Source organism: Salinimonas iocasae (assembly GCF_006228385.1).
Taxonomy (GTDB): Bacteria; Pseudomonadota; Gammaproteobacteria; order Enterobacterales; family Alteromonadaceae; genus Alteromonas; species Alteromonas iocasae.
Genome location: NZ_CP039852.1, coordinates 1,321,402 through 1,345,626 on the forward strand (window position 1 = coordinate 1,321,402; position 24,225 = coordinate 1,345,626).

23 protein-coding genes are annotated in these 24,225 nt (G+C 48.4%); 18 read left to right on the forward strand and 5 right to left on the reverse strand.

The window, feature by feature from the left end:
* Positions 1–27: 27 nt before the first annotated feature.
* Complete coding sequence (locus FBQ74_RS05755) at positions 28–447, forward strand: protein YgfX (protein WP_205912283.1); 420 nt, start codon at positions 28–30, stop codon at positions 445–447.
* Positions 444–1,310 carry a MaoC family dehydratase gene (locus FBQ74_RS05760; protein ID WP_139755771.1) on the forward strand — a complete coding sequence of 289 codons (867 nt, stop codon included), beginning with the start codon at positions 444–446 and terminating at the stop codon, positions 1,308–1,310. The genes FBQ74_RS05755 and FBQ74_RS05760 overlap by 4 nt, the downstream gene beginning before the upstream one ends.
* Here FBQ74_RS05760 and nadB read toward each other — a convergent pair.
* On the reverse strand, positions 1,307–2,971 hold the full coding sequence (gene nadB, locus FBQ74_RS05765) for an L-aspartate oxidase (RefSeq protein ID WP_139755772.1): 1,665 nt from the start codon (positions 2,969–2,971) through the stop codon (positions 1,307–1,309). The two genes, FBQ74_RS05760 and nadB, sit on opposite strands and share 4 nt — an antisense overlap.
* Positions 2,972–3,168: 197 nt before the next feature.
* Between nadB and rpoE the strand changes: the two genes are divergently transcribed.
* The 10 genes from rpoE (at position 3,169) to FBQ74_RS05815 (ending at position 11,882) form a co-directional block, all read left to right on the forward strand.
* Entirely contained in the window at positions 3,169–3,747 is a 579-nt protein-coding gene (rpoE, locus tag FBQ74_RS05770; protein ID WP_139755773.1) for an RNA polymerase sigma factor RpoE, read from the forward strand.
* 75 nt (positions 3,748–3,822) lie between these two features.
* Positions 3,823–4,398, forward strand: coding sequence for a sigma-E factor negative regulatory protein (locus FBQ74_RS05775; RefSeq protein ID WP_139755774.1), 576 nt, complete (start codon positions 3,823–3,825; stop codon positions 4,396–4,398).
* A gap of 9 nt (positions 4,399–4,407) precedes the next feature.
* Positions 4,408–5,523, forward strand: coding sequence for a MucB/RseB C-terminal domain-containing protein (locus FBQ74_RS05780; RefSeq protein ID WP_139755775.1), 1,116 nt, complete (start codon positions 4,408–4,410; stop codon positions 5,521–5,523).
* Complete coding sequence (locus FBQ74_RS05785; protein ID WP_139755776.1) at positions 5,523–5,993, forward strand: SoxR reducing system RseC family protein; 471 nt, start codon at positions 5,523–5,525, stop codon at positions 5,991–5,993. The genes FBQ74_RS05780 and FBQ74_RS05785 overlap by 1 nt, the downstream gene beginning before the upstream one ends.
* Positions 5,994–6,178: 185 nt before the next feature.
* Complete coding sequence (gene lepA, locus FBQ74_RS05790; protein ID WP_139755777.1) at positions 6,179–7,975, forward strand: translation elongation factor 4; 1,797 nt, start codon at positions 6,179–6,181, stop codon at positions 7,973–7,975.
* Positions 7,975–8,853 (forward strand): signal peptidase I, encoded by an 879-nt coding sequence (gene lepB, locus FBQ74_RS05795; RefSeq protein WP_139755778.1) that lies wholly within the window; start codon positions 7,975–7,977, stop codon positions 8,851–8,853. Before lepA ends, lepB begins: the two co-directional genes overlap by 1 nt.
* On the forward strand, positions 8,853–9,542 hold the full coding sequence (rnc, locus tag FBQ74_RS05800; RefSeq protein ID WP_139755779.1) for a ribonuclease III: 690 nt from the start codon (positions 8,853–8,855) through the stop codon (positions 9,540–9,542). Before lepB ends, rnc begins: the two co-directional genes overlap by 1 nt.
* Complete coding sequence (gene era, locus FBQ74_RS05805; RefSeq protein WP_139755780.1) at positions 9,529–10,440, forward strand: GTPase Era; 912 nt, start codon at positions 9,529–9,531, stop codon at positions 10,438–10,440. The genes rnc and era overlap by 14 nt, the downstream gene beginning before the upstream one ends.
* Positions 10,441–10,455: 15 nt before the next feature.
* On the forward strand, positions 10,456–11,094 hold the full coding sequence (pdxH, locus tag FBQ74_RS05810; protein WP_139755781.1) for a pyridoxamine 5'-phosphate oxidase: 639 nt from the start codon (positions 10,456–10,458) through the stop codon (positions 11,092–11,094).
* Positions 11,091–11,882 (forward strand): TatD family hydrolase, encoded by a 792-nt coding sequence (locus tag FBQ74_RS05815; protein ID WP_139755782.1) that lies wholly within the window; start codon positions 11,091–11,093, stop codon positions 11,880–11,882. The genes pdxH and FBQ74_RS05815 overlap by 4 nt, the downstream gene beginning before the upstream one ends.
* Here FBQ74_RS05815 and FBQ74_RS05820 read toward each other — a convergent pair.
* On the reverse strand, positions 11,828–12,397 hold the full coding sequence (locus FBQ74_RS05820; protein WP_139755783.1) for an AhpA/YtjB family protein: 570 nt from the start codon (positions 12,395–12,397) through the stop codon (positions 11,828–11,830). The genes FBQ74_RS05815 and FBQ74_RS05820 overlap by 55 nt on opposite strands.
* 205 nt (positions 12,398–12,602) lie before the next feature.
* Here FBQ74_RS05820 and serB point away from each other — a divergent pair, with 205 nt between their 5' ends.
* Positions 12,603–13,616 carry a phosphoserine phosphatase SerB gene (serB, locus tag FBQ74_RS05825; RefSeq protein WP_232371978.1) on the forward strand — a complete coding sequence of 338 codons (1,014 nt, stop codon included), beginning with the start codon at positions 12,603–12,605 and terminating at the stop codon, positions 13,614–13,616.
* Here the strand turns inward: serB and FBQ74_RS05830 are convergent.
* Positions 13,605–16,136, reverse strand: coding sequence for a PilZ domain-containing protein (locus tag FBQ74_RS05830; RefSeq protein ID WP_139755784.1), 2,532 nt, complete (start codon positions 16,134–16,136; stop codon positions 13,605–13,607). The two genes, serB and FBQ74_RS05830, sit on opposite strands and share 12 nt — an antisense overlap.
* Positions 16,137–16,280: 144 nt before the next feature.
* Between FBQ74_RS05830 and radA the strand changes: the two genes are divergently transcribed.
* Positions 16,281–17,645 carry a DNA repair protein RadA gene (gene radA / locus FBQ74_RS05835; RefSeq protein WP_139755785.1) on the forward strand — a complete coding sequence of 455 codons (1,365 nt, stop codon included), beginning with the start codon at positions 16,281–16,283 and terminating at the stop codon, positions 17,643–17,645.
* Here the strand turns inward: radA and FBQ74_RS05840 are convergent.
* Positions 17,621–18,034 carry a PilZ domain-containing protein gene (locus FBQ74_RS05840; protein ID WP_139755786.1) on the reverse strand — a complete coding sequence of 138 codons (414 nt, stop codon included), beginning with the start codon at positions 18,032–18,034 and terminating at the stop codon, positions 17,621–17,623. The genes radA and FBQ74_RS05840 overlap by 25 nt on opposite strands.
* A 224-nt stretch (positions 18,035–18,258) precedes the next feature.
* Entirely contained in the window at positions 18,259–19,929 is a 1,671-nt protein-coding gene (ettA, locus tag FBQ74_RS05845; protein ID WP_139755787.1) for an energy-dependent translational throttle protein EttA, read from the reverse strand.
* A 209-nt stretch (positions 19,930–20,138) separates the two neighbouring features.
* Here ettA and lpxD point away from each other — a divergent pair, with 209 nt between their 5' ends.
* The 4 genes from lpxD (at position 20,139) to ribD (ending at position 24,222) form a co-directional block, all read left to right on the forward strand.
* Positions 20,139–21,191: a UDP-3-O-(3-hydroxymyristoyl)glucosamine N-acyltransferase gene (gene lpxD / locus FBQ74_RS05850; RefSeq protein WP_139755788.1), complete on the forward strand. Its 1,053-nt coding sequence runs from the start codon at positions 20,139–20,141 to the stop codon at positions 21,189–21,191.
* Positions 21,192–21,314: 123 nt separating this feature from the next.
* Complete coding sequence (gene glyA, locus FBQ74_RS05855; protein WP_139755789.1) at positions 21,315–22,571, forward strand: serine hydroxymethyltransferase; 1,257 nt, start codon at positions 21,315–21,317, stop codon at positions 22,569–22,571.
* A gap of 60 nt (positions 22,572–22,631) precedes the next feature.
* The gene (nrdR, locus tag FBQ74_RS05860; RefSeq protein WP_139755790.1) at positions 22,632–23,081 is read left to right on the forward strand and encodes a transcriptional regulator NrdR; all 450 of its coding nucleotides are present in this window, start codon (positions 22,632–22,634) and stop codon (positions 23,079–23,081) included.
* A gap of 7 nt (positions 23,082–23,088) precedes the next feature.
* Positions 23,089–24,222, forward strand: a complete 1,134-nt coding sequence (gene ribD, locus FBQ74_RS05865; RefSeq protein ID WP_139755791.1) for a bifunctional diaminohydroxyphosphoribosylaminopyrimidine deaminase/5-amino-6-(5-phosphoribosylamino)uracil reductase RibD — start codon at positions 23,089–23,091, stop codon at positions 24,220–24,222.
* The last annotated feature ends 3 nt before the right edge of the window (positions 24,223–24,225 follow it).

A 24,225-nucleotide genomic window follows, 5' to 3' on the forward strand; every position in this document is an offset into this window, starting at 1 on the left:
GGGCACCTGCGGCGTCTTCGACCCGTTGTGCTTGCAGGTTTGGCACTACTCATTCTGGGCAGTGTCAGTGATATGTTCTGGTCATATTTCAGCAGTACTGCGCCTGTTATTTTCACCACCCTGATTATTCTCACTGCTGCGTTTTTTTATCTTTTTAGTGGCGCCAGTCGTAGCACAGAGCAAACATTGCCAGCGTTTATTTTATTCGATGATACCGGTAAATGGTATCAGGGCTCACAGGAAGCCCTGCTAACTGACCAGCCGCCCTGGCAATTAACGCGGCAGGCCAGAGTGACCCCCTGGGGTGTTTTTCTGAATTTTATCGATGCTGACGGTCAGCATCATAATCAATGGATTCTTCACGATGAGCTGCCTGAACGGGACTATCGTCGACTGGTACGAACCATTGGCTTAATCACGCAGCACCAGCCGGATTTTCAATTATGAGCTTCTTAAAAGTTGTTACCTCAGCGATTCTTCAGCGCGCTGATCGCGCTCGTCTGACCCAGTTTAAACCGCCCGCATTGCCCAGCTGTGAATATTCGCAGGAACATCAGATTAGTAAACGCCATTACCAGCACTACTGTCAGCAAATCGGCTGGGGAGACCAGGGCACGCTTCATCCCTGCTATATTCAGATGATAAGCACGCCGTTACAGATAAAATGTCTGACAACACCTAACAGTCCGTTTCCGCTAATGGGGCTGGTTCATAAAGCTAATAAAGTTGAACAGTCCGGCATACTGGATGTCGAGAGTCCTTTCACTATTTATGCAAGCTACGCAGCGATCAGAGCGCATGCGCGTGGCTGGGAATTTGATATCGTTGTGACAGCCAGACAGCAGCGGCAGCAGGTGTACAAAGCGGTGGCAACCTATCTGGTAAAAGCTAAAGCCCCCCACGTTGAACCTAAAAAAAGAAAATCAGAGCGTCAGACATTCTCGCTGCCTGATGAAGCAACCAAACAAGCCGACTTCTCTGCCGGGGCTGCTCAGGGGCGCCAATATGCGCGTATTTCCGGCGATTACAATCCTATACACCTGAGTCATTCAACTGCCGCTATCTTCGGCTTCAAGCGCGCCATTGCACATGGCATGTGGACGCTGGCCCGCACGGTAAGCGAATGTGCTAATCTGCCTAATGAACCAACCGGATTACAGGTGGATGCATCATTTTTACGCCCGGTAACGCTGCCATCATCGGTTAGCTGCTATCTTATTGAACGTAGCGATGAGAAACACTTTTATGTAGTCAGCCAGAAAAAGGATACGCCACATCTGACCGGGCGCATCCAGGTGAAGGAAGACTAAAGGCCCAGGTCACCCGGCAAGTGGTGTGTCTGACTTTTAGACGGGGCCAGTATTGTTGGGGTAGGGTGCTGTGCGGTATCAGGATAATCCAGATTAAAATGCAGTCCGCGACTTTCTTTTCGCTGCATGGCGCAGCGAACAATGAGCTCAGCCACTGTGACCAGATTTCGTAGCTCCAGAAGATTATTAGATACCCGGAAATGGGCATAGTATTCCTGTATTTCCTGCTCCAGCAATGTGATGCGGCGCAGCGCGCGTTCAAGACGTTTATTCGTGCGTACAATGCCGACATAGTCCCACATGAAAAGCCGTAACTCATGCCAGTTGTGCTGAATAATAACTTCCTCATCAGAGTTACTGACCTGACTTTCATCCCACGGTGCAATAGCTTCCTGCTCAGAAAAATCATCCAGCCGGCTTAGAATATGTTCAGCAGCGGATGAGGCATACACCACACACTCAAGTAATGAGTTAGAGGCCATACGATTAGCTCCGTGCAGCCCGGTATAAGCCACCTCACCGATAGCATATACATTGTCCAGGTCAGTTTTTGCGTTGAAATCGGTCATGACACCGCCGCAGCTATAATGCGCAGCCGGTACAACCGGAATGGCTTCCCGCGTTATATCAATACCCAAAGCACGACAGCGCCGGTAGATATTGGGAAAATGTTTGACGATAAAATCTGCCGGCTTGTGGCTGATATCCAGATACATGCAATCTTCACCCAGCCGCTTCATTTCAAAGTCGATAGCGCGGGCTACGATGTCCCGTGGTGCCAGGTCGCCTCGTTCGTCAAAATTTTGCATAAAGCGGGTGCCATCAGCATGGCAAAGTTGCGCACCTTCGCCACGAAGCGCTTCGCTAATCAGGAAGTTGCGGGCCTGAGGGTGATATAAACAGGTTGGGTGAAACTGATTGAATTCCATATTAGCGACGCGACAACCCGCCCGCCAGGCCATGGCAATACCATCGCCGCTGGAAACGTCCGGGTTAGAAGTATACTGATAGACCTTACTTCCACCACCTGTTGCCAGTGCTATATAGCGGGCTCGTATAACTTCTACATGTTCACGCTGACGATTCCATACATAACACCCTGTACAATGGTCGTCTTTTTGCGATGACTTTATTAAATCTATCGCATTGTAACGCTCAAAAAAGTGGATGTTAGGGTGGTTGGAAACCGCATCGTTGAGGGTAATCTGAAGCGCTTCGCCCGTCGCGTCAGCAGCGTGTAGGATACGCCGGTGACTGTGACCACCCTCGCGGGTCAGATGAAAACGTTCCTCACCCTTATCATTTTGTTCTTTATCAAACGGCACGCCGTAACCGATAAGCCAGGTAAGCGCATCTTTGGCACGGCTGGTAGTGAAACGCACGGCGTCTTCATCGCACAGGCCTGCACCGGCATTCAATGTGTCGGCAACATGCGCGTCAACGGAGTCCTCTTCATCAAAAACCGCTGCAATACCTCCTTGCGCGTAGCGCGTCGACCCTTCGTTGCGATCGCTCTTACTTAAAACGATAACATTACAGTGGTCGGCCAAACGCAGGGCAAGACTTAATCCGGCGGCACCGCTGCCAATGATAAGTACATCACACTGATGCTCAATAGCCTGAGAATCTGTGGAAGATAGTGAAGATGTCACTGATTTCATGTATTTTAGCGAGTAATAATAGTGCTAAGGTCCGGCAAGTCTAATGGATGAGCGGTAAAACACAATGCCCTTATCCGCAATGAAATGATGAATATCGCAAAAATTCATCGGCAGCACCGAACTTTTACAGTCAGCCATAGTCTACCCTTTGCTTGTGTGAGCTATGACGTGGTTGAAGTTAAGGAGAAATGGCTCGGATGAGCGAGCAGATAACCGATCAGCAGATTGTGGAAAAAGTACAGAGCGGCGATAAGAACGCTTTTAATCTTTTGGTAACCCGGTATCAGCACAAGGTGATGCATTTAGTATCACGCTATGTGAAAAATACCGGAGATGTGGCTGACGTCACGCAGGATGCGTTTATTAAAGCATACCGTGCATTGCCCAATTTTCGGGGCGATAGTGCATTTTACACCTGGCTTTATCGAATTGCTGTCAACAGTGCCAAGAACTATCTTGTGGCGCAGGGCAGAAAGCCGCCTGCAAACGACGTCGACGCAGAAGAAGCTGACTATTACGAAGGCAGTGATGCGCTCAAAGAGCAATCAACGCCCGAAAGAAGTCTGTTATCCAGCGAGATTGAAAGTACCTTATTCAAAGTGGTGGAAAAGCTTCCCGATGACTTAAGAATGGCGATTACTTTGCGCGAAATCGAAGGCATGAGCTATGAAGAAATAGCCAATGTGATGGATTGTCCGGTGGGTACCGTCCGGTCCAGAATATTTCGGGCGCGCGAAGCAATAGATAAAGTAATAAAACCCTTGTTAGAAAATTGAACTTTCGTAAAATGAGTCGGACTAACAAGCTGTGGTAGAGTGTTACTCGATCATCAATTGATCAGGATTTTAAATATGACGCAACAGCAAGAAAAAGTGTCAGCCTTTATGGATGGCGAGATAGACAGCGATGAAATTCTGGATGCTCTGAAAAGCGATCCTGAACTTCAGGCTCAGTGGCAGCGTTATCATGTCATTCGCAGCGGGCTTCGTAAGGAAGCGTCAGTTGCGCCACAGCTTGATATCACCAGTCAGGTTGCCGCCGCGCTGGACAATGAACCGACGGTAATGGCACCTAAGCGTTCCGGCTGGCGTAAAGTTTTCTCGGGCAGTGTTACGCCTTTTGCGCGTCAGTCCGGCCAGTTAGCTGTCGCAGCATCGGTCGCGGTCGCGGTGATTTTGGGTGTGCAGCAGTTTAACCAACCCGATCAGGTGAACTCGCCAACGGGCGGAGCTACACCATTGATTGGTACGCCAGGTGGCCTTGCGCCAGTAAGCCTGGAGCAGTCACGACCTGTATCGCGCACCGATATGGCTACTATGATGGAGAAAAAGCGAAAAATTAATGCGCTTATCTCAGATCATGAGCAGCAGGTTAAATTGAAACAGGCTAAGCAGGATGATAATCAGGCGAAGCGTGAGCAGCAGTAATCAGAATTAATGATAAATTTGTTGGATAACAGGGTAGCTGTGCGATGCGTGCAGCTACCCTTTGTATTTAAGCGGTGTCTGATAGCCAGTTTGATTTCCTCTTTAGTTGTCTGTTCAGGCGTCTCTGCTCAGCAAACCTCTGAGGCTAATGCCGACAACGTTCAGACGGCTAAACAATCTTCTGCCGAAGATGAAAGGCAGAGTGAGGAAGCCAGGCAGGATGAAGAAGCGGCCAAAACGGCCACCCACTGGTTGCAAAGGCTTGCGAAAACCGTATCTGAGGAAAATTTTCAGGTATCGTTTGTGGTCACCCGGATGGGGCAGGAAACCACACCCTATTTATGGCGCCATGCTGTTATGGAAGATGGAACCAGCATGGAGCAGCTTAATCTGCAGAACGGGCCGGGCCAGGAGCAAATTCGGGTGGGGAATACTGTCAGTGTATTTGAACCAGATTCACAGCCTTACAGTGTAAACTCCGGTGCGATTCACGGGCCCATACCTTCAGCCTTACTGTACAATCCAGAATCATTAAAAGCCGCCTATAAATTTGTGACAGTCGGGCGGGCTCGGGTTTCAGGTCGCACAGCCCAGCAGCTTCGGGTTATCAGTCGTGATAATTCCCGCTTCAGCTATCAGATGTGGCTGGATGAGAGTAGCGGGATGTTGCTTAAATTCAATACTCTGGATTTACAGGGCAGTGTGCTTGAGCAAATTCAGGTAACATCGCTGTCTTTGTCGCAGCAACCACACCCTTATTTTGCTAAGGTGAATAAGGCCAGCCTGCCACAACCCATGGCTACCCGAGAAGGCGAAACGCCGACACACAACTGGAAGTTAGGGTATTTGCCGCAGGGCATGGAGAAAGTTAAGCAGGACGTCAGACGTTTACCCAATACTGGCCAGGTTGTAGAATACAAAATGTTGAGTGACGGTTTGGTGGATGTATCGGTATACGTGCAAAGTGCCCGACAAGCGCTGGGCAGCGATGTCGCACTTCGCCATGAACTCAATACGTTTCTTAGTGTGAACAACGGCAATGTGCAAATAACGGTAGTCGGTGAGATCCCGCTTCCCACAGCCACCGCTATCGCACAATCTATACAAGTTATAAAGCAACCGTAATGATTACAGAAACCGCTACAGTCCTGGCAGTCGACGGCGATGAAGTTACGCTTGAGGCTGCCATAAAATCAACCTGTTCGACGTGTCAGGCCCAGTCAGATTGTGGCTCAGGCGTTATTTCCCGTGCACTGGCTCCCCGAATGCAACAAATCACGCTAAATAGCCCGGTACCGGTAAAAGTCGGTGACCAGGTGAAGGTAGGGATTCCTGAAGCGGGAATTCTCGGGGCGTCGCTATGGTTGTATCTGGTTCCCCTTTTGCTGTTTATTCTGTCTGCGGGTGTTTTGCACAGCGCTTTTTCATCCTTTGCCGATTGGGGAGAGCTGATTACGATTGTTGGTAGTATTGCCACAACATGTGTCGGATTCGTAGTCGTTTCAGGTCATCTGAAGCGCAGTGATCAGACCCGCTTCACGCCCGTGTTACTTTCAGTCATTACGCCTGCAATAGCGAAAAACGCCGCCAGCTAACGGCATCGCTGGTAATTTCATCCTTTCGCGTACCGACTTATTCGCTTTTCCCCGCAGAAATAGGTAAAATCCGCTCGCTTTGCGTCTTTCCTTGTACTTCTTCGTAAAGGCCACGACGCCCGATCCGTTTTGCTCAGGCAAAGTATTTATAACGTTTTGACTTATTGCAGGTAACTTCCAGCATTATGCAACATTCGCACATACGTAATTTCAGCATCATCGCCCACATTGACCATGGTAAATCTACGCTTTCCGACCGCCTTATCCAGGTTTGTGGTGGCCTGACTAACCGTGAAATGGCCGAGCAGGTTCTGGACTCAATGGATTTGGAGCGGGAACGTGGCATTACCATTAAAGCGCAAAGTGTAACACTGAATTACACGGCCAAAGATGGCGAAACCTACCAACTGAACTTTATTGACACGCCCGGACACGTTGACTTTTCCTATGAGGTTTCTCGCTCACTAAAAGCGTGTGAAGGAGCATTACTGGTGGTAGATGCAGGCCAGGGGGTAGAGGCACAGACTCTGGCTAACTGTTACACCGCCTTCGATATGGATCTGGAAGTGGTGCCTATTCTAAATAAGATAGATTTGCCTCAGGCGGAGCCGGATCGTGTCGCCGAAGAGATTGAAGACATCGTCGGTATTGATGCGATTGACGCTGTACGCTGTTCTGCTAAAACCGGTATTGGCGTTGAGGATGTACTGGAAGAGATCGTTAAGCGTATTCCTCCTCCTGTAGGCGATCGCGATAAGCCGTTAAAAGCATTGATTGTTGATTCATGGTTCGATAATTATCAGGGCGTTGTGTCACTGGTAAGAATCATGGAAGGTGAATTAAACGCCAAAGAAAAAATTCAGATTATGTCCAACGGTCAGACACATCAGGTCGACAAAATTGGCATATTCACGCCTAAGCAGACTGAAACCGGTGTGCTCAGAGCGGGTGAAGTTGGCTACATTATTGCCGGTATTAAAGATATTCAGGGTGCGCCGGTGGGCGATACCATCACCACTGCGAAGAACCCGGCTAAAGACATGCTGACCGGATTTAAAAAGGTAAAACCACAGGTTTATGCCGGCGTTTTCCCGGTGAGTTCAGATGACTACGAAGATTTCCGTGATGCGCTGAGCAAGCTAAGTCTGAACGATGCATCATTATTTTATGAGCCGGAAAGCTCTGCTGCATTAGGTTTTGGATTCCGTATCGGCTTTCTGGGCATGCTCCATATGGAAATTGTTCAGGAACGGCTTGAGCGCGAGTACGATCTTGATCTGATCACTACCGCCCCGACAGTTATTTATGAAGTACTGACGACGAAAGGCGAAACGCTCACGGTTGATAGCCCGTCCAAGTTACCGGCTGTTAATGATATTGAAGAGATACGCGAGCCTATTGTCGAGGCAAACATTCTGGTGCCTCAGGAGTATCTGGGCAACGTGATTACTTTGTGCGTGGAAAAACGCGGTACGCAAACCAACATGGGCTATCACGGCAACCAGGTTGCTTTAACTTATGAACTGCCGATGGCCGAGGTAGTACTGGATTTCTTCGACAGACTGAAATCTACCAGTCGCGGCTTTGCGTCGCTGGATTACAACTTTAAACGTTTTCATGGTTCAGATATGGTTCGTGTGGACATTCTGATCAATGGTGAAAAAGTTGATGCACTGGCGATTATTACGCACCGTGAGAATAGTCAGGGACGTGGGCGTGAGCTGGTTGAAAAGCTGCGCGAGCTTATTCCTCGCCAGATGTTCGATATAGCTATTCAGGCTGCTATCGGCAACCACGTCATTGCCCGTAGTACGGTTAAGCAAATGCGCAAAAACGTTATTGCAAAATGTTACGGCGGCGACGTGAGCCGTAAGAAAAAGCTGTTGCAAAAGCAAAAAGAAGGTAAGAAAAGGATGAAGCAGGTAGGCAATGTGGAACTGCCTCAGGATGCCTTCCTGGCAGTATTGAAGGTTGGTAAATAATGGCAAACTACTTCTCGATTTTGCTGGTGGTGCTGACGGTTGTCACCGGTGTGGTCTGGCTTCTGGATAAATTGATCTGGGCTCCGAAACGAAAAGCTAAAAAAGGCGTTGCTGAAGATGATATCCCGTACTGGGTGGATACCTCTCAGCAAATCTTCCCTGTTATTGCGTTTGTACTGGTGCTTCGTTCGTTAATTTATGAGCCGTTTCAGATCCCATCCGGCTCAATGATGCCAACACTGCTGGTCGGGGATTTCATCCTTGTCGAGAAGTTCTCATACGGACTTAAAGATCCGGTTTTGCGTCATAAGTTTTTAGAAACCGGAGAGCCCGAGCGTGGCGATATTGTCGTTTTTAAGTATCCGCAAAACCCGAATATCGATTACATCAAGCGCGTAATCGGACTGCCCGGGGATACAATTGTTTATCAGAACAAACAATTGTTCATCCGGCCTAAATGCACGGGCAACAATGTTAAGGCGTGTGAAAAACTACAACCGGTACCTACCGAGTTTGTCAGCCGTGGCGAGTTTGTACAAAACATGGCACAGCTTCTACGCTATGAAGAGGACCTGGGGACCGTTAGCCATGATGTTCTGCGTCACCCGACCCGAAATGAAATTGCATCCCGCTTTTATACACAGCCGGGAACGCGTAGCAACGAGTGGCTGGTACCAGAGGGCGAGTATTTTGTAATGGGCGATAACCGCGATAATAGTCGTGACAGCCGTTACTGGGGCTTTGTACCCGATGCTAATCTGGTAGGTAAAGCAGTTGCTATCTGGATTAGCTTTGAATTTGAGCGTAAAGCTGAAGATGTTATTCCAACATGGGTACCCACAGGTATTCGCTTTGACCGTATAGGTGGAATTGAATAATGCAGGGCATCGACAAATATGTTCATTTGTCACGCGCACTGGGACATACGTTTGAAGATGAGGCACTGCTGGAGCAGGCGCTTACACATCGTAGTGCAGCCAAAATACACAATGAGCGCTTAGAGTTTCTCGGTGATGCTATCCTGGGTATGGTTATCGCTGATGCCCTTTACAAAGCATTTCCTGATGTTCCTGAAGGCAAGCTGACCCGAATGCGTTCAACCCTGGTTAAAGGCGAAACTTTGGCTGAGCTTGCTAAAGAAGCGAATGTTGGGGATTTACTGCGTCTGGGTCAGGGCGAGCTGAAAAGCGGTGGTCATCGTCGTAGCTCTATACTGGCTGATGCGATGGAAGCGATTCTCGGGGCTATCTATCTGGATGCCGGACTGCCCAAAGTGCAGCAGGTGATTGCTGGCTTGTGGGATTCGCGTATTAAAAATCTCAATCCCAATGAACACCCCAAGGACAATAAAACTCGTTTACAGGAGTTTTTGCAGTCCAGACGCTTGTCGTTACCTGTGTACGAAGTGGTAGATATTACCGGGCAGGACCATGCGCAGACCTTTAATGTAAGTTGCGCTGTTGAAGAATTTAACCTGATTGTCAGTGCGACAGGTAACAGTCGCCGTAAAGCTGAACAGCAGGCGGCCAGGCTTATGCTGGAGAAAGTTGAACATGCAGCCAAATGATATTGATACACGGTGTGGCCTGGTAGCGATTGTCGGTCGTCCCAATGTCGGTAAGTCTACATTACTTAATCGTTTACTTGGTCAAAAAGTCAGTATCACCTCCCGTAAGCCACAAACCACAAGGCACCGCATCTTAGGCATCGATACTGAAGATGCGTACCAGGCTATTTATGTTGATACGCCAGGGCTGCATAAAGAAGAAAAGCGGGCCATAAACCGGTTTATGAACCGGGCGGCTTCCAGCTCGCTGGCTGAAGTTGGTTTAATTCTTTTTGTCGTAGAGGGGACGCGCTGGACCGACGACGATGAAATGGTGCTTAATAAAGTTAAACAGGCAGGATTGCCCGTTTATCTTGTGGTGAATAAAGTTGATAAGGTTGCGGATAAGCAGGCACTTTTCGAGCAGTTACAGAAGCTGTCAGAAAAATTCACCTTTGAACACATTGTACCGGTCAGTGCGAAACATGGAAAACAGGTGGATGCTCTGCGCGATCTGGTTAAGCAAAGCCTGCCGCCAAGTGAGTTTTTCTTTCCCGAAGACTATATTACCGATCGTTCCAGTCGCTTTATGGCTGCGGAAATCATTCGTGAAAAATTAATGCGCTATACCGGCGACGAATTGCCTTATGCCACCACGGTTGAAATTGAGCAGTTTAAAATGACGGATAATGGTGTTTACCGTATCAACGGACTTATCCTGGTTGAACGGGAAAGCCAGAAGCGTATGGTAATTGGCAAGGGCGGTCAGCATATTAAAACAATTGGTGAGCAAGCCCGTATAGATATGGAACACCTTTTCGATACTAAGGTGTTTCTTGAACTATGGGTTAAGGTAAAACAGGGCTGGGCCGACGATGAACGGGCATTACGTTCATTAGGTTACGGCGACGAAAGCTAAGGCAAAGGAGCGATAATGGCTATTTCTGATATGCGAAGACAGTATTCGTCAGGTAGCCTGACCGAAACAGATTTAACGGCTACGCCCTTGCCGCTGTTTAAGCAGTGGCTGGATGATGCGATTAACGCCAACATACCCGATCCCACCGCGATGACGGTAGCTACCGTCAATGCAAATGGTCAGCCTTCTCAGCGTATTGTTTTATTAAAGGATGTCAGTGAATCGGGCTTTACCTTTTTCACCAATCTGGGCAGTCGTAAAGCGTCAGAAATAGAAGCTAACCCGAATGTATCGTTACATTTTCCATGGTTTTTTATGGAGCGACAGGTACGAGTCAGCGGTGTCGCATATAAATTGAGTGTGAAGGAAAACGCTGCATACTTTTTCAGCAGACCCAAAGACTCCCAGTTGGCAGCGTATGCTTCCAGACAGAGTCAGCCGCTATCATCCAAACAGCTTTTGCTGACACAATTTCATCAATTAAAAGAAAAGTTCGCTGAAAAGGCGTTACCCGTTCCTGACTTTTGGGGGGGCTTTCGTGTAGAGCCGTCTCAAATCGAATTCTGGCAGGGCGGTGAAGACCGCCTGCATGATCGTTTCGAGTATAACCGTGGTGAAGACGACAGCTGGCAGGTTCAACGGCTAATGCCATGATCGATAGTCACTGCCATCTGGACTTCGACATTTTTGACAATGATCTGCACAAGGTTATCGACAGCGCCAAAGATGCAGGTGTGACACGGTTTTTAATTCCCGGCACCACGCCCGATGGATGGCAGCGACAGTTACAGCTGCGTAAAAGTATTGAAGAAATAGATATTGCGCTGGGCCTTCATCCTTATTTTCCAGACACGCTGAACGGCGAAAATATCAATAAACTGCAAGAGGCGCTTACCGCACATCATGAGCGCGTTGTTGCCTTAGGTGAAATAGGGCTGGATAAGACTGTCGACATAGCTATGGCTCAGCAAGAGCACATTCTGTGTGAACAACTTGAGCTGGCGCAGTCCCTTAATCTGCCTGTTATTCTACACCACAGAAAGACCCACCACTTGTTGCTCAAACACCTCAATGCACTTAATTTTACACAGGGCGGTGTTATTCACGCATTTTCCGGCAGTGAGCAAGTAGCCCGAGAGTATATCGAGCGCGGTTTTTATCTGGGAATTGGTGGAACGATTACCTACGCCAGGGCAAGCAAAACAAGAGATACCGTAGCATCACTGCCGTTAGATCGGCTGCTACTGGAAACCGATTCGCCGGATATGCCATTATCTGGTTATCAGGGAAAGCGCAATACACCCGCTAAGGTAAGCCTGGTGGCACAATCCCTGGCTGAGCTTCATGATACGAGTGTCAGTGACATCAGTGACATCACCGATGAAAATTATCGGCGTCTGTTCCGCTCTGTCGGAAACGAAGGTGAACGCCCCAGCGCGTGATAACGGGCTTTGATGACAGGGCGTAGCTTGTAAAAAGAACGCGCGAGATAGACACCCGCGAAAAAACCTACAATACAGATTGTCAGCATAAGAAGCCACTGTGCCGAATGCAGCAGCCCCTGTTCCTGGTTTTCAGTACTATGACGGGTCAAAACACGAATATAACCAAGCACAGACCCGGCATCGTTCTGTATATCCTGTACATGCGTAACGGCGAGTCCTGTCTGAGACATCAGCGAGGATAACCTGTCCTGCGGGGCAATCTGAACCCCCCGACTGTCAAAAACGCCCGCCTGTAATACCCTGTTATCTGACGTTAGTACTTTAAGCGCCGCATTCACACCAGTGCTGTCCTCGTTTTGCATCAGTGGGCTGAGCAGCCTCGCGTACTGCTGAGTCAACAGCTCACCCGGTGAGCGCTGCTGTTCGCTGATCCACGCTTTTTGATAATCCCGATATTTCAATGCGGTGAAAACACATAGTGCAATGAGGCTCACTACCACCATAATGTGCATGAACCGCTTTACCGCATGATAGCCGCTGATTGCTTCTGGCTGCGCCCGACGACTTTGAGGGGCAGGACTCTGGCTAATAATAACTTCACCTTGTATGTCAGATATCTTTTCATTCTATGACATTACATCAAAATTCCAACACTATTTCCCTTCTAATCACCTTAATGTAGGATAGCCATCTGCTCAATATCAATCAGGACACACTGTGACCACACTGGTTATCAATGATTCACAACGACATCAAAGTCAGTTTTTACTGGAGAGTTTTCAAAACCGTGCATTTCTAAGGTTCTCCGAAGGTCAGTGGCATCGGGGGCATCAGCCGCAGGATGATAAGTGTTCCAGCGTTATTACAATATGGGGGCAGGCGCTTACCTTCGATCAGCTTGAGGGTATCATCAACATGCTTGATGGTGTGGCAGTCATTAGCAGCCTTACGCGTCACCGTTTTTGTACCACCTTTGGTGAGACTGTGTTGTTCGGTAGAACGAATGTGACAAACCACGGTGTACTGGCAGAGCGCCTGGATGAAATTTCCAGTGCCTACCGGGTGGATATGGCGGTGCAAGAACAGCAGCCCCGGCTGGAACAGCCTGGTCTTCTGGTTATGGATATGGACAGTACAGTCATCCAGATAGAATGTATTGACGAAATAGCCAAACTGACAGGTAAAGGCGAATCTGTACAGGCCGTAACGACGAAGGCGATGCGAGGCGAACTGGATTTCAACGAAAGCCTGATAAGCCGCGTAGCGTGTCTTAAAGGCGTGCAGGTAGCGCAACTGGAGCAAATCAGAAATAACATCCCACTCATGCCGGGTGTACAGCTTCTGATTCGTGAATTGAAGCTTCGGAACTGGCGTATTGCTATCGCATCAGGCGGATTCACCTATTTTGCAGACTATCTCAAAGCGAGACTGAATCTGGATGCAGCTTTCTCCAATGTGCTTGAAACTGCAAACGGGCAGCTCACCGGTGAGGTCAGTGGCGATATTGTTAACGCCGACGTGAAAGCGCAAAAGGTGACTGAGCTGGCTTCGCAGTATGATATCGATACTCACCAGTGTATCGCTATGGGGGATGGCGCCAATGATTTAAAAATGATGGAAAAAGCAGACCTGGGCGTGGCTTGTCATGCTAAACCTGTTGTCAATCAGAAGGCCGATGTCGCCATTCGATACAGTGGGCTGCACAGTCTGCTTTATCTGCTAGGTCAGTAACGATGCGGTATCAGCAAAGTTGCCATTTTTGTGACTAATGGCGCTTTGCTGTCGGTTTTTTCGAATCAGCGCCGGCTCGATGTTGTATCTGCTCAGCACCTCATCAGTTACATCAACCAAATGCGCGCAAGCCACAATATCCCACATAAATTCTTCGAGTTCTCTGGCGCGGTGTATGGCATACATACTGACGTAATTCATTTCCGCCTGAAGCATTTCCATATCAGGTTTGCCCGTGGTGGTTAACAACACGTGCAGTGCGATAAACTGGCCGCGACCGATAGCCTCGTTAATAAATTTAATGCGACTTTCATCGGTGGTAAATTTGTCATCGAACCGGGGTAGAATCGCCATCCGACTTAGTTTCTGATTCGGATCGAAGGCAATAAACAGCTCCTGACGTAACGGCAGGTGCTCCAGCTTAATTTGCTTGATACCGTGCTGTATAAATGGAGATTCGAGATTGCGATCACGAAACATAAATTCGAAGTTCAGTTTATCTTCAGGCGCGTAATGCGCAGCAACCTGATGAATTCGATGATTATTGCGTGAAGCGATAGCTGCCTGCGGTAAATAGCGAACACCTTCTTTATTCATCGCAAAGGCCAGGTTCGGAGTGTTTTTGGCGTTTATACAACGTAACGCATGTCCGATTCCCGGCACATCTTCCTGTTCATCGTAGGTTTTCAGTGAGGATTTATTCTGCTTAATTAAATCGTCAAAAAAGTCCCTGGCGACTGCGCCCGCTTCGCCATCTGCTGCTTTAAGATGAATAATATTTTGTTCGCCGTTTTTAGCCACTATGCGGTAACGCAAATGCATAAGATCGTAACTTTCGGTCAGCGCCTGAAGCTTGGGGAAAGCAACATTGATCATAGTATCCACATCGCCCTCAAAAGGCTGATTTAGCTCAACACGAAGCCCGCGAACAGAGATATCCTCACTGATCCCCTTAAATTCCGTAGCACCGTCAGTGGTTGTCAGAGAAATAGTTGTTCTGACCAGGTAGCGCTTCTCCATTCGCTGTTCATGATACCGGTAGCGATAGGTCTGGATAGGGGAAGGCGGACGATTTCGTGCGTGACCGAATACGCGAAGATGCGGCAGGTTACTTCGGTTAAATTTATACTGACTATAGTGATGCTGACCGCTATCACTGGTGACATCGGTAATATGAACAACAAAGCCGAGGTTTTTAAGTCTGGCCATCAGACGGGCAGAAGGCGCCTGATTTTGGCGCTTAATTTTTTCACTGACGTTGTCAGGAATAGAGAGCGGGGCATGAGCCTGGTCAGGCGTCATATCGCTCATAACCAGCTTGAATACCCGCCAGCTGACTTTTCGTGCGCCAAACCCCAGAAATGTGGTTTTGATAACTTCTTTGGCATCTAGTTCGTGCGATGAGGCAGAATAAAAATAAATTTTATCTTGTTGTAAATGGGTAAACGCGTAGACATACAGTTCACGCTCATTAGCATCGCGACTGGCCAGCCATTTCAGACGGGATGGGCTTAGCAGGTAGCCAAGTCTCAGGGAGCGCTGTTCATCTGACCAATAGTCGGTGATATCAGTATTGATCTCGTTAAGCATGGCGTAACGGGGCAGCAGCTTATCCTCTATACTGTCGATAAAAACAGGCAGAGAAGGGCTGCGCGGCGATAAAAATTGCTCGGCAATTTTATTGTAAACCGCATCAATGGTATTACTCATGTTCACTTTATACCGACGCTTGTTGCCGTGAATAAAGTTTTCAAGAAATTGATCAAAAGGGGTGTTCTGAATCTCAGCGGACCGTCTGAGCATCAGATACTGATGGTCGTTCTTATAGAGCATCTTAAGTACGCGATAAACCACACCATGCTTTTTATCCATGGCAAACTCTTCTTCCAGTCCCCTGAAGAAGATTTCAATGTCATCGTCGACCTGAAGCGTAGTGTCTTTACTCAACTTTATTTGCAAGCCTTCCGTTGAGATGTCTACGCTGTTACCTCGCCAAACGCTACCGTCTTTTGCAAATACTTCGATTGTAACTGCGAAATTCATCCGCTCCTGATTGCGCCGGGCATAAGAGAGCAGATTAACAACGGGGACGGTATATTTTTCCAGTGCCATGGTCTGAGGCTGGCTAAGGCGCTCGTGGGTAACCTGACGCTGCTGTTCTTCACGCTCGCGGATGACCCTGAAATTATTTTCAGTTTCCATTACCGACTCGTACACCCCGAAGGTAAAGCCGCCAAAAATGTTTAGTTGTTCCTCGAACGTCTCGATAGCGACTTCGTCAAGATAATGCCGGATACCCTTATATTCGTATAGTCGACACTCACCTTTTACCTGGCCGCGCAGGTCGATTGAGCGCATACACGGGCGCGCAAGACGTTTCATTTCCATCTTGATCAGGAACCGGCGTTCTTTAGGCAGGTGTGACGTAAGCTCATTCAGCCGTTTTATAAAACCAGACTTGGTTATTAACGGCTTGAGCGCGTCGATGATATGGGCGTATTGGCGCAAGTCTTCATTCATGGGCAGTTACAACAGTGATGTCCATCCATTTATTATCGGCAGCGCAACTATTTTCTGCAGTAGAAAAAGTGTACCGGCGAACGGCATGCAGGCGCTTTGTTATCCGTGTAGAATACTCTGAATTGCTCGTTGTGAAAATAGTTTATGGCAAAACGAAAGACAGCTTATGTATGTTCGCAGTGTGGTGCTGACTATCCGCGTTGGCAGGGGCAGTGCAGTGCCTGCAAAGAATGGAACACAATTACTGAATATGTCGTCTCCCCGGCTAAAACTTCCAGTGCCTCTCATTCGGGGTATGCCGGTCAGACAGCTGCACGCATAGAAAAACTTAACGAAATTGATTTAGCCGCGCTGCCTCGTGTTACCTCTACCTTTAAAGAGCTCGACAGAGTCCTGGGCGGTGGAATTGTGCCCGGCTCTGCCATATTAATTGGTGGTTCGCCCGGTGCCGGTAAAAGTACGCTGCTGCTGCAGGTTATGTGTCAAATGGCTAATCAGCACAATGCCCTTTATGTTACAGGGGAAGAATCCCTCCAACAGGTTGCTATGCGGGCAAGCCGGCTTAATTTGCCGGATGACAAACTTATGATGCTGGCAGAAACCAATGTCGAGACGATTTGCCGCCTGGCCATCGAGCAAAAACCGAAAATTATGGTGATCGACTCCATCCAGGTGATGCATGTTGCAGATATTCAGTCAGCCCCCGGTAGCGTATCTCAGGTGCGCGAAAGTGCTGCTTATCTGACGCGCTTTGCCAAGCAAAATCATATCGCCATGTTTATTGTAGGGCATGTAACAAAAGACGGTAATCTGGCTGGCCCCAAGGTTCTTGAACATTGCATTGATTGTTCAATGATGTTGGAAGGGGAAAGTGACGGACGCTTCAGAACACTGCGCAGCAATAAAAACCGGTTCGGCGCAGTGAATGAACTGGGTGTTTTCGGAATGACTGAGCGCGGCCTTAAAGAAGTCAGTAACCCTTCCGCTATTTTCCTCAGTCGGGGGGAAAATCCTGCGCCCGGGTCAAGTGTTATGGTGATTTGGGAGGGTACCCGTCCGCTGCTGGTTGAAATACAGGCGCTGGTGGATTATTCACAAATGGCGAATCCGCGGCGAATTGCTGTTGGTCTTGAACAAAACCGGCTGGCGATGTTACTGGCAGTGTTGCATCGCCACGGAAATGTTCAGATGAATGATCAGGATGTGTTCGTTAATGTGGTGGGGGGCGTGAAGGTGTCTGAAACCAGCGCTGATTTAGCACTACTTCTGGCGATGGTTTCCAGTTTCAGAAATCGAATATTGCCCCGCGAACTAATTGTGTTCGGCGAGGTCGGGCTGGCAGGTGAGATACGGCCGGTGCCTAATGGCACAGAACGCATTGCCGAAGCAGCGAAACATGGTTTCAGGCGAGCAATTGTGCCAAAAGGTAATATGCCCAAAACCAAACTTGATGGAATTGAGATCGTGCCGGTATCGCAACTTTCTCAGGCTTTGGATGCGTTAGAATAGACAGTTTCGATAAATGCATCCAGGTCGTGTTCGCTGAATTGCGTGTCGCCGCTGTTTAGTGCCAGCAGGCGACGCAGGTCTGCCAGTGACTGCACATCAATATGATGCACCTTACACCCCATCGCGATTGTCGGCTGGCGAGTGTCTGCATGGCGGTAAAGCTGCTCAATATACATTTCAATTAACGGGTGGTTATCGTGGGCCAGGAACTGTATGAGGTATGGCTCGTGAGAGTCGAAGGGTAATGTGTTTAGTTCGACTTCAGAAGCTCTTAAGCGCAGCCCCTGCAGTGAAATGTCCTCAATAATAACCGGAACACTGGCATCGCTGTGACTGAGCGTTCCGTTTACATTTAACTTTATCCGTTGAAACTGTCGTTTGTCTGACATGAGGATCTCCGAGCCCTAAACTGTTCTCATTTTTAATTCACCATGTTGCCCGGGTCAATACGAATTTTTGGATAACCGGATGATGTATTGCCAGGATAAACATCAGCCGCTTTCGGTTTCAGGTAATAACAGACATACAGTAAAAGCCTAATTTATTCGGCATTCGGGATAACAAAGTGATTTTCAGCTAATAAAAAACCGGGCCAGTGCCCGGTTTTTTATTATTACTTTTTACTCATCCGCTTGTATTTCAAACGGTGTGGCTCTACCACATCCTGACCATATGTTTCTTTCAGCCAGGTTTCGTAATCGTTATAGTTACCCTCGAAGAAATTAATCTTACCTTCATCCCGGTAATCCAGAATATGAGTGGCAACCCGGTCGAGGAACCAGCGATCGTGCGAGATGACCATTGCGCAACCCGGGAACTCTAACAGCGCATCCTCAAGGGCACGAAGTGTCTCAACATCCAAATCATTGGTCGGCTCATCGAGTAACAGCACGTTACCGCCCGCTTTAAGCAGCTTGGCCAGATGGACACGGTTACGCTCACCGCCGGATAAATCTTTGATGTACTTTTGCTGCGTTGTTCCTTTGAAATTAAAGCGGCTGCAATATGCTCGCGCATTAATCTCAAAATTACCTATACGGATAATATCCTGGTCATCAGATATCTCTTTATAGACCGTATTGTTTTCGTTCATGTGGTCACGGAATTGGTCCACACTGGCAATTTGTACGGTTTCACCGATTTCAATATTGCCCGAATCAGGTTGTTCCTGACCCGTCAACATACGAAACAGTGTTGATTTACCTGCGCCGTTGGGGCCGATAATCCCGACAATTGCGCCTTTTGGCACAGAGAACGACATGTCATCAATAAGTACACGCTCGCCGTAGGATTTATGCAGGTTCTCAACATCAATGACTTTGTCACCTAAACGTTCACCCGGTGGTATGAACAGCTCATTGGTTTCATTACGCTTTTGATAATCAGCGGTTGATAACTCTTCAAAGCGGTTCATCCGTGCCTTTGATTTAGCGTGACGGCCTTTAGGGTTTGAACGTACCCATTCCAGCTCCTGTTTGATGGATTTCTGACGGGCGTTTTCTGTGCGCTCTTCCTGCTCAAGACGCTTATCTTTTTGCTCCAGCCAGGAAGAATAGTTACCTTCCCACGGAATACCTTCACCCCGGTCCAGCTCCAGAATCCAGCCAGCCACATTATCCAGAAAATAACGATCGTGGGTAATCGCAACCACGGTGCCTTCATAGTCATGTAGGAAGCGCTCCAGCCAGGCCACAGATTCTGCATCAAGGTGGTTGGTAGGCTCATCAAGCAACAGCATGTCAGGTTTCTCAAGCAGCAAACGACATAACGCTACGCGACGACGTTCACCCCCTGAAAGTTTACTGACATCAGCATCCCACGGCGGCAGGCGAAGGGCATCCGCAGCCCGTTCCAGAGTGTTTTCAATGTTGTGACCATCTTTGGCCTGGATAACAGCTTCCAGCTCGCCCTGTTCTTTTGCCAGAGCGTCGAAGTCGGCATCTTCAGCAGCATATTCTGCGTAAACTTCATCCAGGCGTTTCAGTGCGTGGGTGACATCAGCCACCGCTTCCTCAATGTTACCCCTTACATCTTTTGACTCGTCAAGCTGCGGCTCCTGTGGCAGATAGCCAATGTTGATACCCGGCATGGGTCTGGCTTCACCCTCTATTTCTGTATCAACACCTGCCATGATGCGAAGCAGGGTAGATTTACCGGCACCATTTAGACCCAGCACACCAATTTTGGCGCCGGGGAAAAAGCTTAAGGAAATATCTTTTAAGATTTGACGGTTAGGCGGTACGATCTTGCCTACCCGATGCATGGAATAAACGTATTGTGACATGCTCTGTCCTTGCCCTGTAGAAATGAGGGTATTGTAGCGTTTTTGTTGCCATAATCACCAGCAAAGTCCGATGATACCGTGTAATTGATGAAGATTTAGTCATCTTTAAGGTGAAACACCGTTTTTGTCCGTAAAGCGGGACGACGAAAAGGCGGTTTTACAGTACCATAAGCTTATTAAAACTTTGAATCAGGTATGAGGGACGTTGCATGGCAGGTGCAGGTAAACATCAGTACACGCTAGGTGAGTTGGCAGAACATGTGGGGGCACAGATACAGGGAGACGCATCCATTCAAATTAGTGGTGTGGGAACACTGGCCGGTGCTGATGCGCATCAGATATCTTTTTTAACAAATACAAAATATAAGCCGCAACTCGCCTCGACCCGCGCCGGGGCTGTTATCTTGCATGAAAAGATGCGTGAAGATAGTCCGGTACCTGCCTTGGTGGTAAGTAATCCTCATGCTGCTTTCGCTCTGATAGCACAATTGTTTGATACTACCCCCGCTGTTGCCACTGGTATCGCCGATACTGCGGTAATCGCGAGCTCTGCAAAAGTAGGGGCCAATGTCGCTTTAGGCCATCATGTCATCATTGAAGACGATGCAATCATTGAGGATGATGTCGTAATCGGTGCCAATACGGTCATCGGAAAGGGCGCAAAGATTGGTAAAGGTAGCGTTATTAACCCTAATGTAACCATTTACCATGAGGTAAAAATCGGTGCGCGTGTGACAGTGCACAGCCAAACCGTTATTGGCGCTTCTGGCTTCGGCTATGCTAACGATAAAGGCCGCTGGATCCCTATCCCTCAGACCGGATCGGTGCAAATCGGGGATGATAGTCAAATCGGCGCCTCCAGTAGTATCGATCGCGGTGCGATGGAAGATACGATCATCGGTAAGAATGTTATTATCGATAATCAGGTACAGGTAGGGCATAACTGCATTATAGATGATCACTCCTGCATTTGCGGTGCAACCGGTATCGCCGGTTCAGTGCATATTGGTAAGCATGTTATTATCGGTGGAGGTGTAGGTATCAACGGGCACATTCAAATCTGTGACAATGTACAGGTAACAGGTTATGCGATGATAGTGCAGGATATTACTGAACCTGGCGTGTATTCATCCGGCCAGCCAGCGATGAAAAACCGCGACTGGCGCAGAACCACTGTGCGCCTGAATCAAATTGGCAGCCTGTATGATCGTGTAAAATCGCTGGAAAAAGCGCAGCATGATAGCGGCAGTAACGATAAATAGTGTCAACTGATCTTACCACGGGCGTTTGTGGTTGAACGGCCACAAACCAGTATACATACAGGATAAAATCACTAGAATAGGCGTTCATTTTAATGCCATTTCAAATGCTGTTAAGGAGCCTCCATGTTACCTCGCGAAATGACAATTGCGGATTTCGATCCCGAACTGGCCGACGCCATGAAAAAAGAGACTGCGCGTCAGGAGCATCACATTGAACTGATAGCGTCAGAAAATTATTGTAGCCCCCGTGTTATGGAAGCGCAGGGTTCACAGTTAACCAATAAGTATGCAGAGGGTTACCCTGGCAAGCGTTATTATGGTGGGTGTGAGCATGTTGATGTGGTTGAGCAACTGGCAATAGACCGTGCAAAAGCACTTTTTGGTGCTGACTTTGCAAACGTTCAGCCGCACTCAGGTTCTCAGGCAAACTCCGCAGCATTTATGGCGCTACTGGACGCTGGCGATACCGTTCTGGGTATGAGCTTGTCAGATGGTGGTCACCTGACGCATGGCTCGCATGTTAACTTTTCCGGCAAAACCTACAACGCCGTGCAGTATGGCCTCAACCACGATACTGGTGAGATTGACTATGCGCAGGTAGAAGCGTTGGCTGAAGAGCACAAGCCGAAAATGATCATCGGTGGTTTTTCCGCCTACTCTGGCGTGGTGGACTGGGCGAAGTTTCGCGAAATCGCCGATAAAGTCGGTGCATATCTGTTAGTTGATATGGCGCACGTGGCGGGACTTGTTGCAGCTGGCGTTTATCCTAACCCACTTCCACACGCGCACGTTGTTACTACCACTACACACAAAACACTTGCCGGTCCGCGCAGTGGTCTGATTTTATCATCTTGCGGTGACGAAACTATTTACAAGAAGCTGAATAGTTCTGTATTTCCGGGGAATCAGGGCGGTCCTCTGTGTCATGTTATCGCAGCAAAAGCGGTAGCCTTCAAAGAGGCGCTGGAGCCAGAGTTTAAAACGTATCAGCAGCAAGTTGTGACCAACGCTAAAGCGATGGTTAGCGTACTTCAGGAACGTGGTTACAAAGTAGTGTCTGGCGGTACTGAAAATCACCTTTTCCTGCTGGATTTAATTGATAAAGACATCACCGGTAAAGATGCTGACGCTGCGTTAGGTAATGCAAACATTACCGTTAACAAAAACTCTGTACCGAATGATCCGCGTTCGCCGTTTGTAACCAGTGGACTGCGTATCGGTAGCCCGGCAATAACCCGTCGTGGCTTCAAAGAAGAAGAAGCAAAACAGGTCGCTAGCTGGATTTGTGATATTCTTGATAACATGGGTGATGACAGCGTTATTGAGCGTGTTAAGTCAGAAGTTGTTGCGCTTTGTGACAAATTCCCGGTTTACGCATAAGTAATTTATTGGTGTTGTTCTGATTTGTCGGGGCAACACCTCCGACGATAAGGACGAGCCATGTTTTGCCCGTTTTGTTCCGAACAGGAAACAAAAGTGATTGATTCCAGGTTGGTCGCCGAGGGGCATCAGGTTCGTCGTCGTCGTGAGTGTATGGTGTGCCACGAGCGTTTTACGACATTTGAAAGCGCAGAACTGGTTATGCCCCGGGTAATTAAACGCGATGGTTCCCGCGAGCCCTTCAACGAAGATAAGCTTCGGGCTGGCCTGCAGCGGGCTCTTGAGAAACGCCCTGTAAGTACCGAAAAGGTCGAGCAGTGTGTGTTGTCACTTAAATCAAAATTACGGGCCACCGGCGAGAGGGAAGTTTCCAGCGAATTACTGGGAAGTCTCATTATGACCGCACTGCGCGAACTTGATAAAGTCGCTTATGTTCGGTTTGCCTCGGTGTACCGTTCGTTTGAAGACATTCGTGAATTTGGCGAAGAAATCGCACGTCTTGGCGATTAGGTGAATAATGTCGACATCTTCTGACCCATCCGTATCAATAGAGAATGATTATTTCTGGATGGCGAAGGCCCTCCGTCTGGCTGAAAAAGGCCGCTATACGACCTCTCCGAACCCCAATGTCGGGTGTATTATTGTAGATAGCAATAATCAGAAAGTGGGTGAAGGCTACCACCTACAGGCAGGCTCACCACACGCTGAGGTACATGCACTCAGACAGGCAGGTGATAAAGCCAGGGGCGCTACCGCTTACGTGACACTTGAACCCTGCAGCCATTTTGGGCGCACTCCTCCTTGTGCTCAGGCCCTCATCAACGCTGACATTGCCAGAGTGGTAGTGGCGATGACCGATCCTAACCCGAAAGTCAGTGGGCAGGGCATTGCTATGCTGCAAAACGCGGGGATAGAGGTAACCAGCGATGTTATGGCGGCGCAGGCTGCTGCCCTAAACGCTGGCTTTATTAAGCGGATGGTAACTGGTAAGCCGTGGGTAAGCGTGAAGTTAGCAATTAGTCTGGACGGAAAAATTGCGTTATCTAACGGGCAAAGTCAGTGGATAACGGGTCCTCATGCCCGCCGAGATGTTCAGCGGTATCGCGCGTTGAGTTGCGCTGTAATGACTGGCAGTGGTACTGCTCTGGCTGATGACCCGAGTCTGCTGGTCCGGCCTGCTCAGGCTGCTTTTTCCTCTTACCCTCTTGATAAGGTGCGCCAGCCGGTGCGGGTGGTGCTCGACAGAGACAAAACTCTGCCAGATGATTTACAGCTTTTTACAGACGGGTTTGCAACCTGGCGAATTGTCAGTGATAAGCATGAACATTCAGCCGGTGATTTACCCTTCGTCACTAATGAAAAGCGTTTTAATCTTAGCGATGTACTACAAACCCTGGCGACAAAAAATATCAACAGGGTGTTTGTTGAAGCCGGACCGGGTTTAGCAGGCGAACTGCTTGAGGCCGGTGAGGTCGATGAACTAATTATTTACCAGGCACCGAAAATTTTAGGCAATAACGCGCGTAGCATGGTCAAATTACCAGATTTTGCTTCGCTTGATCAGGTGGTCAATTTGACATTGCATCAACAGAGTCAGGTTGGAGAAGATCTGAAGCTGGTTTTTCATGTAGCAACGACCAGGAAAAATTGAGAA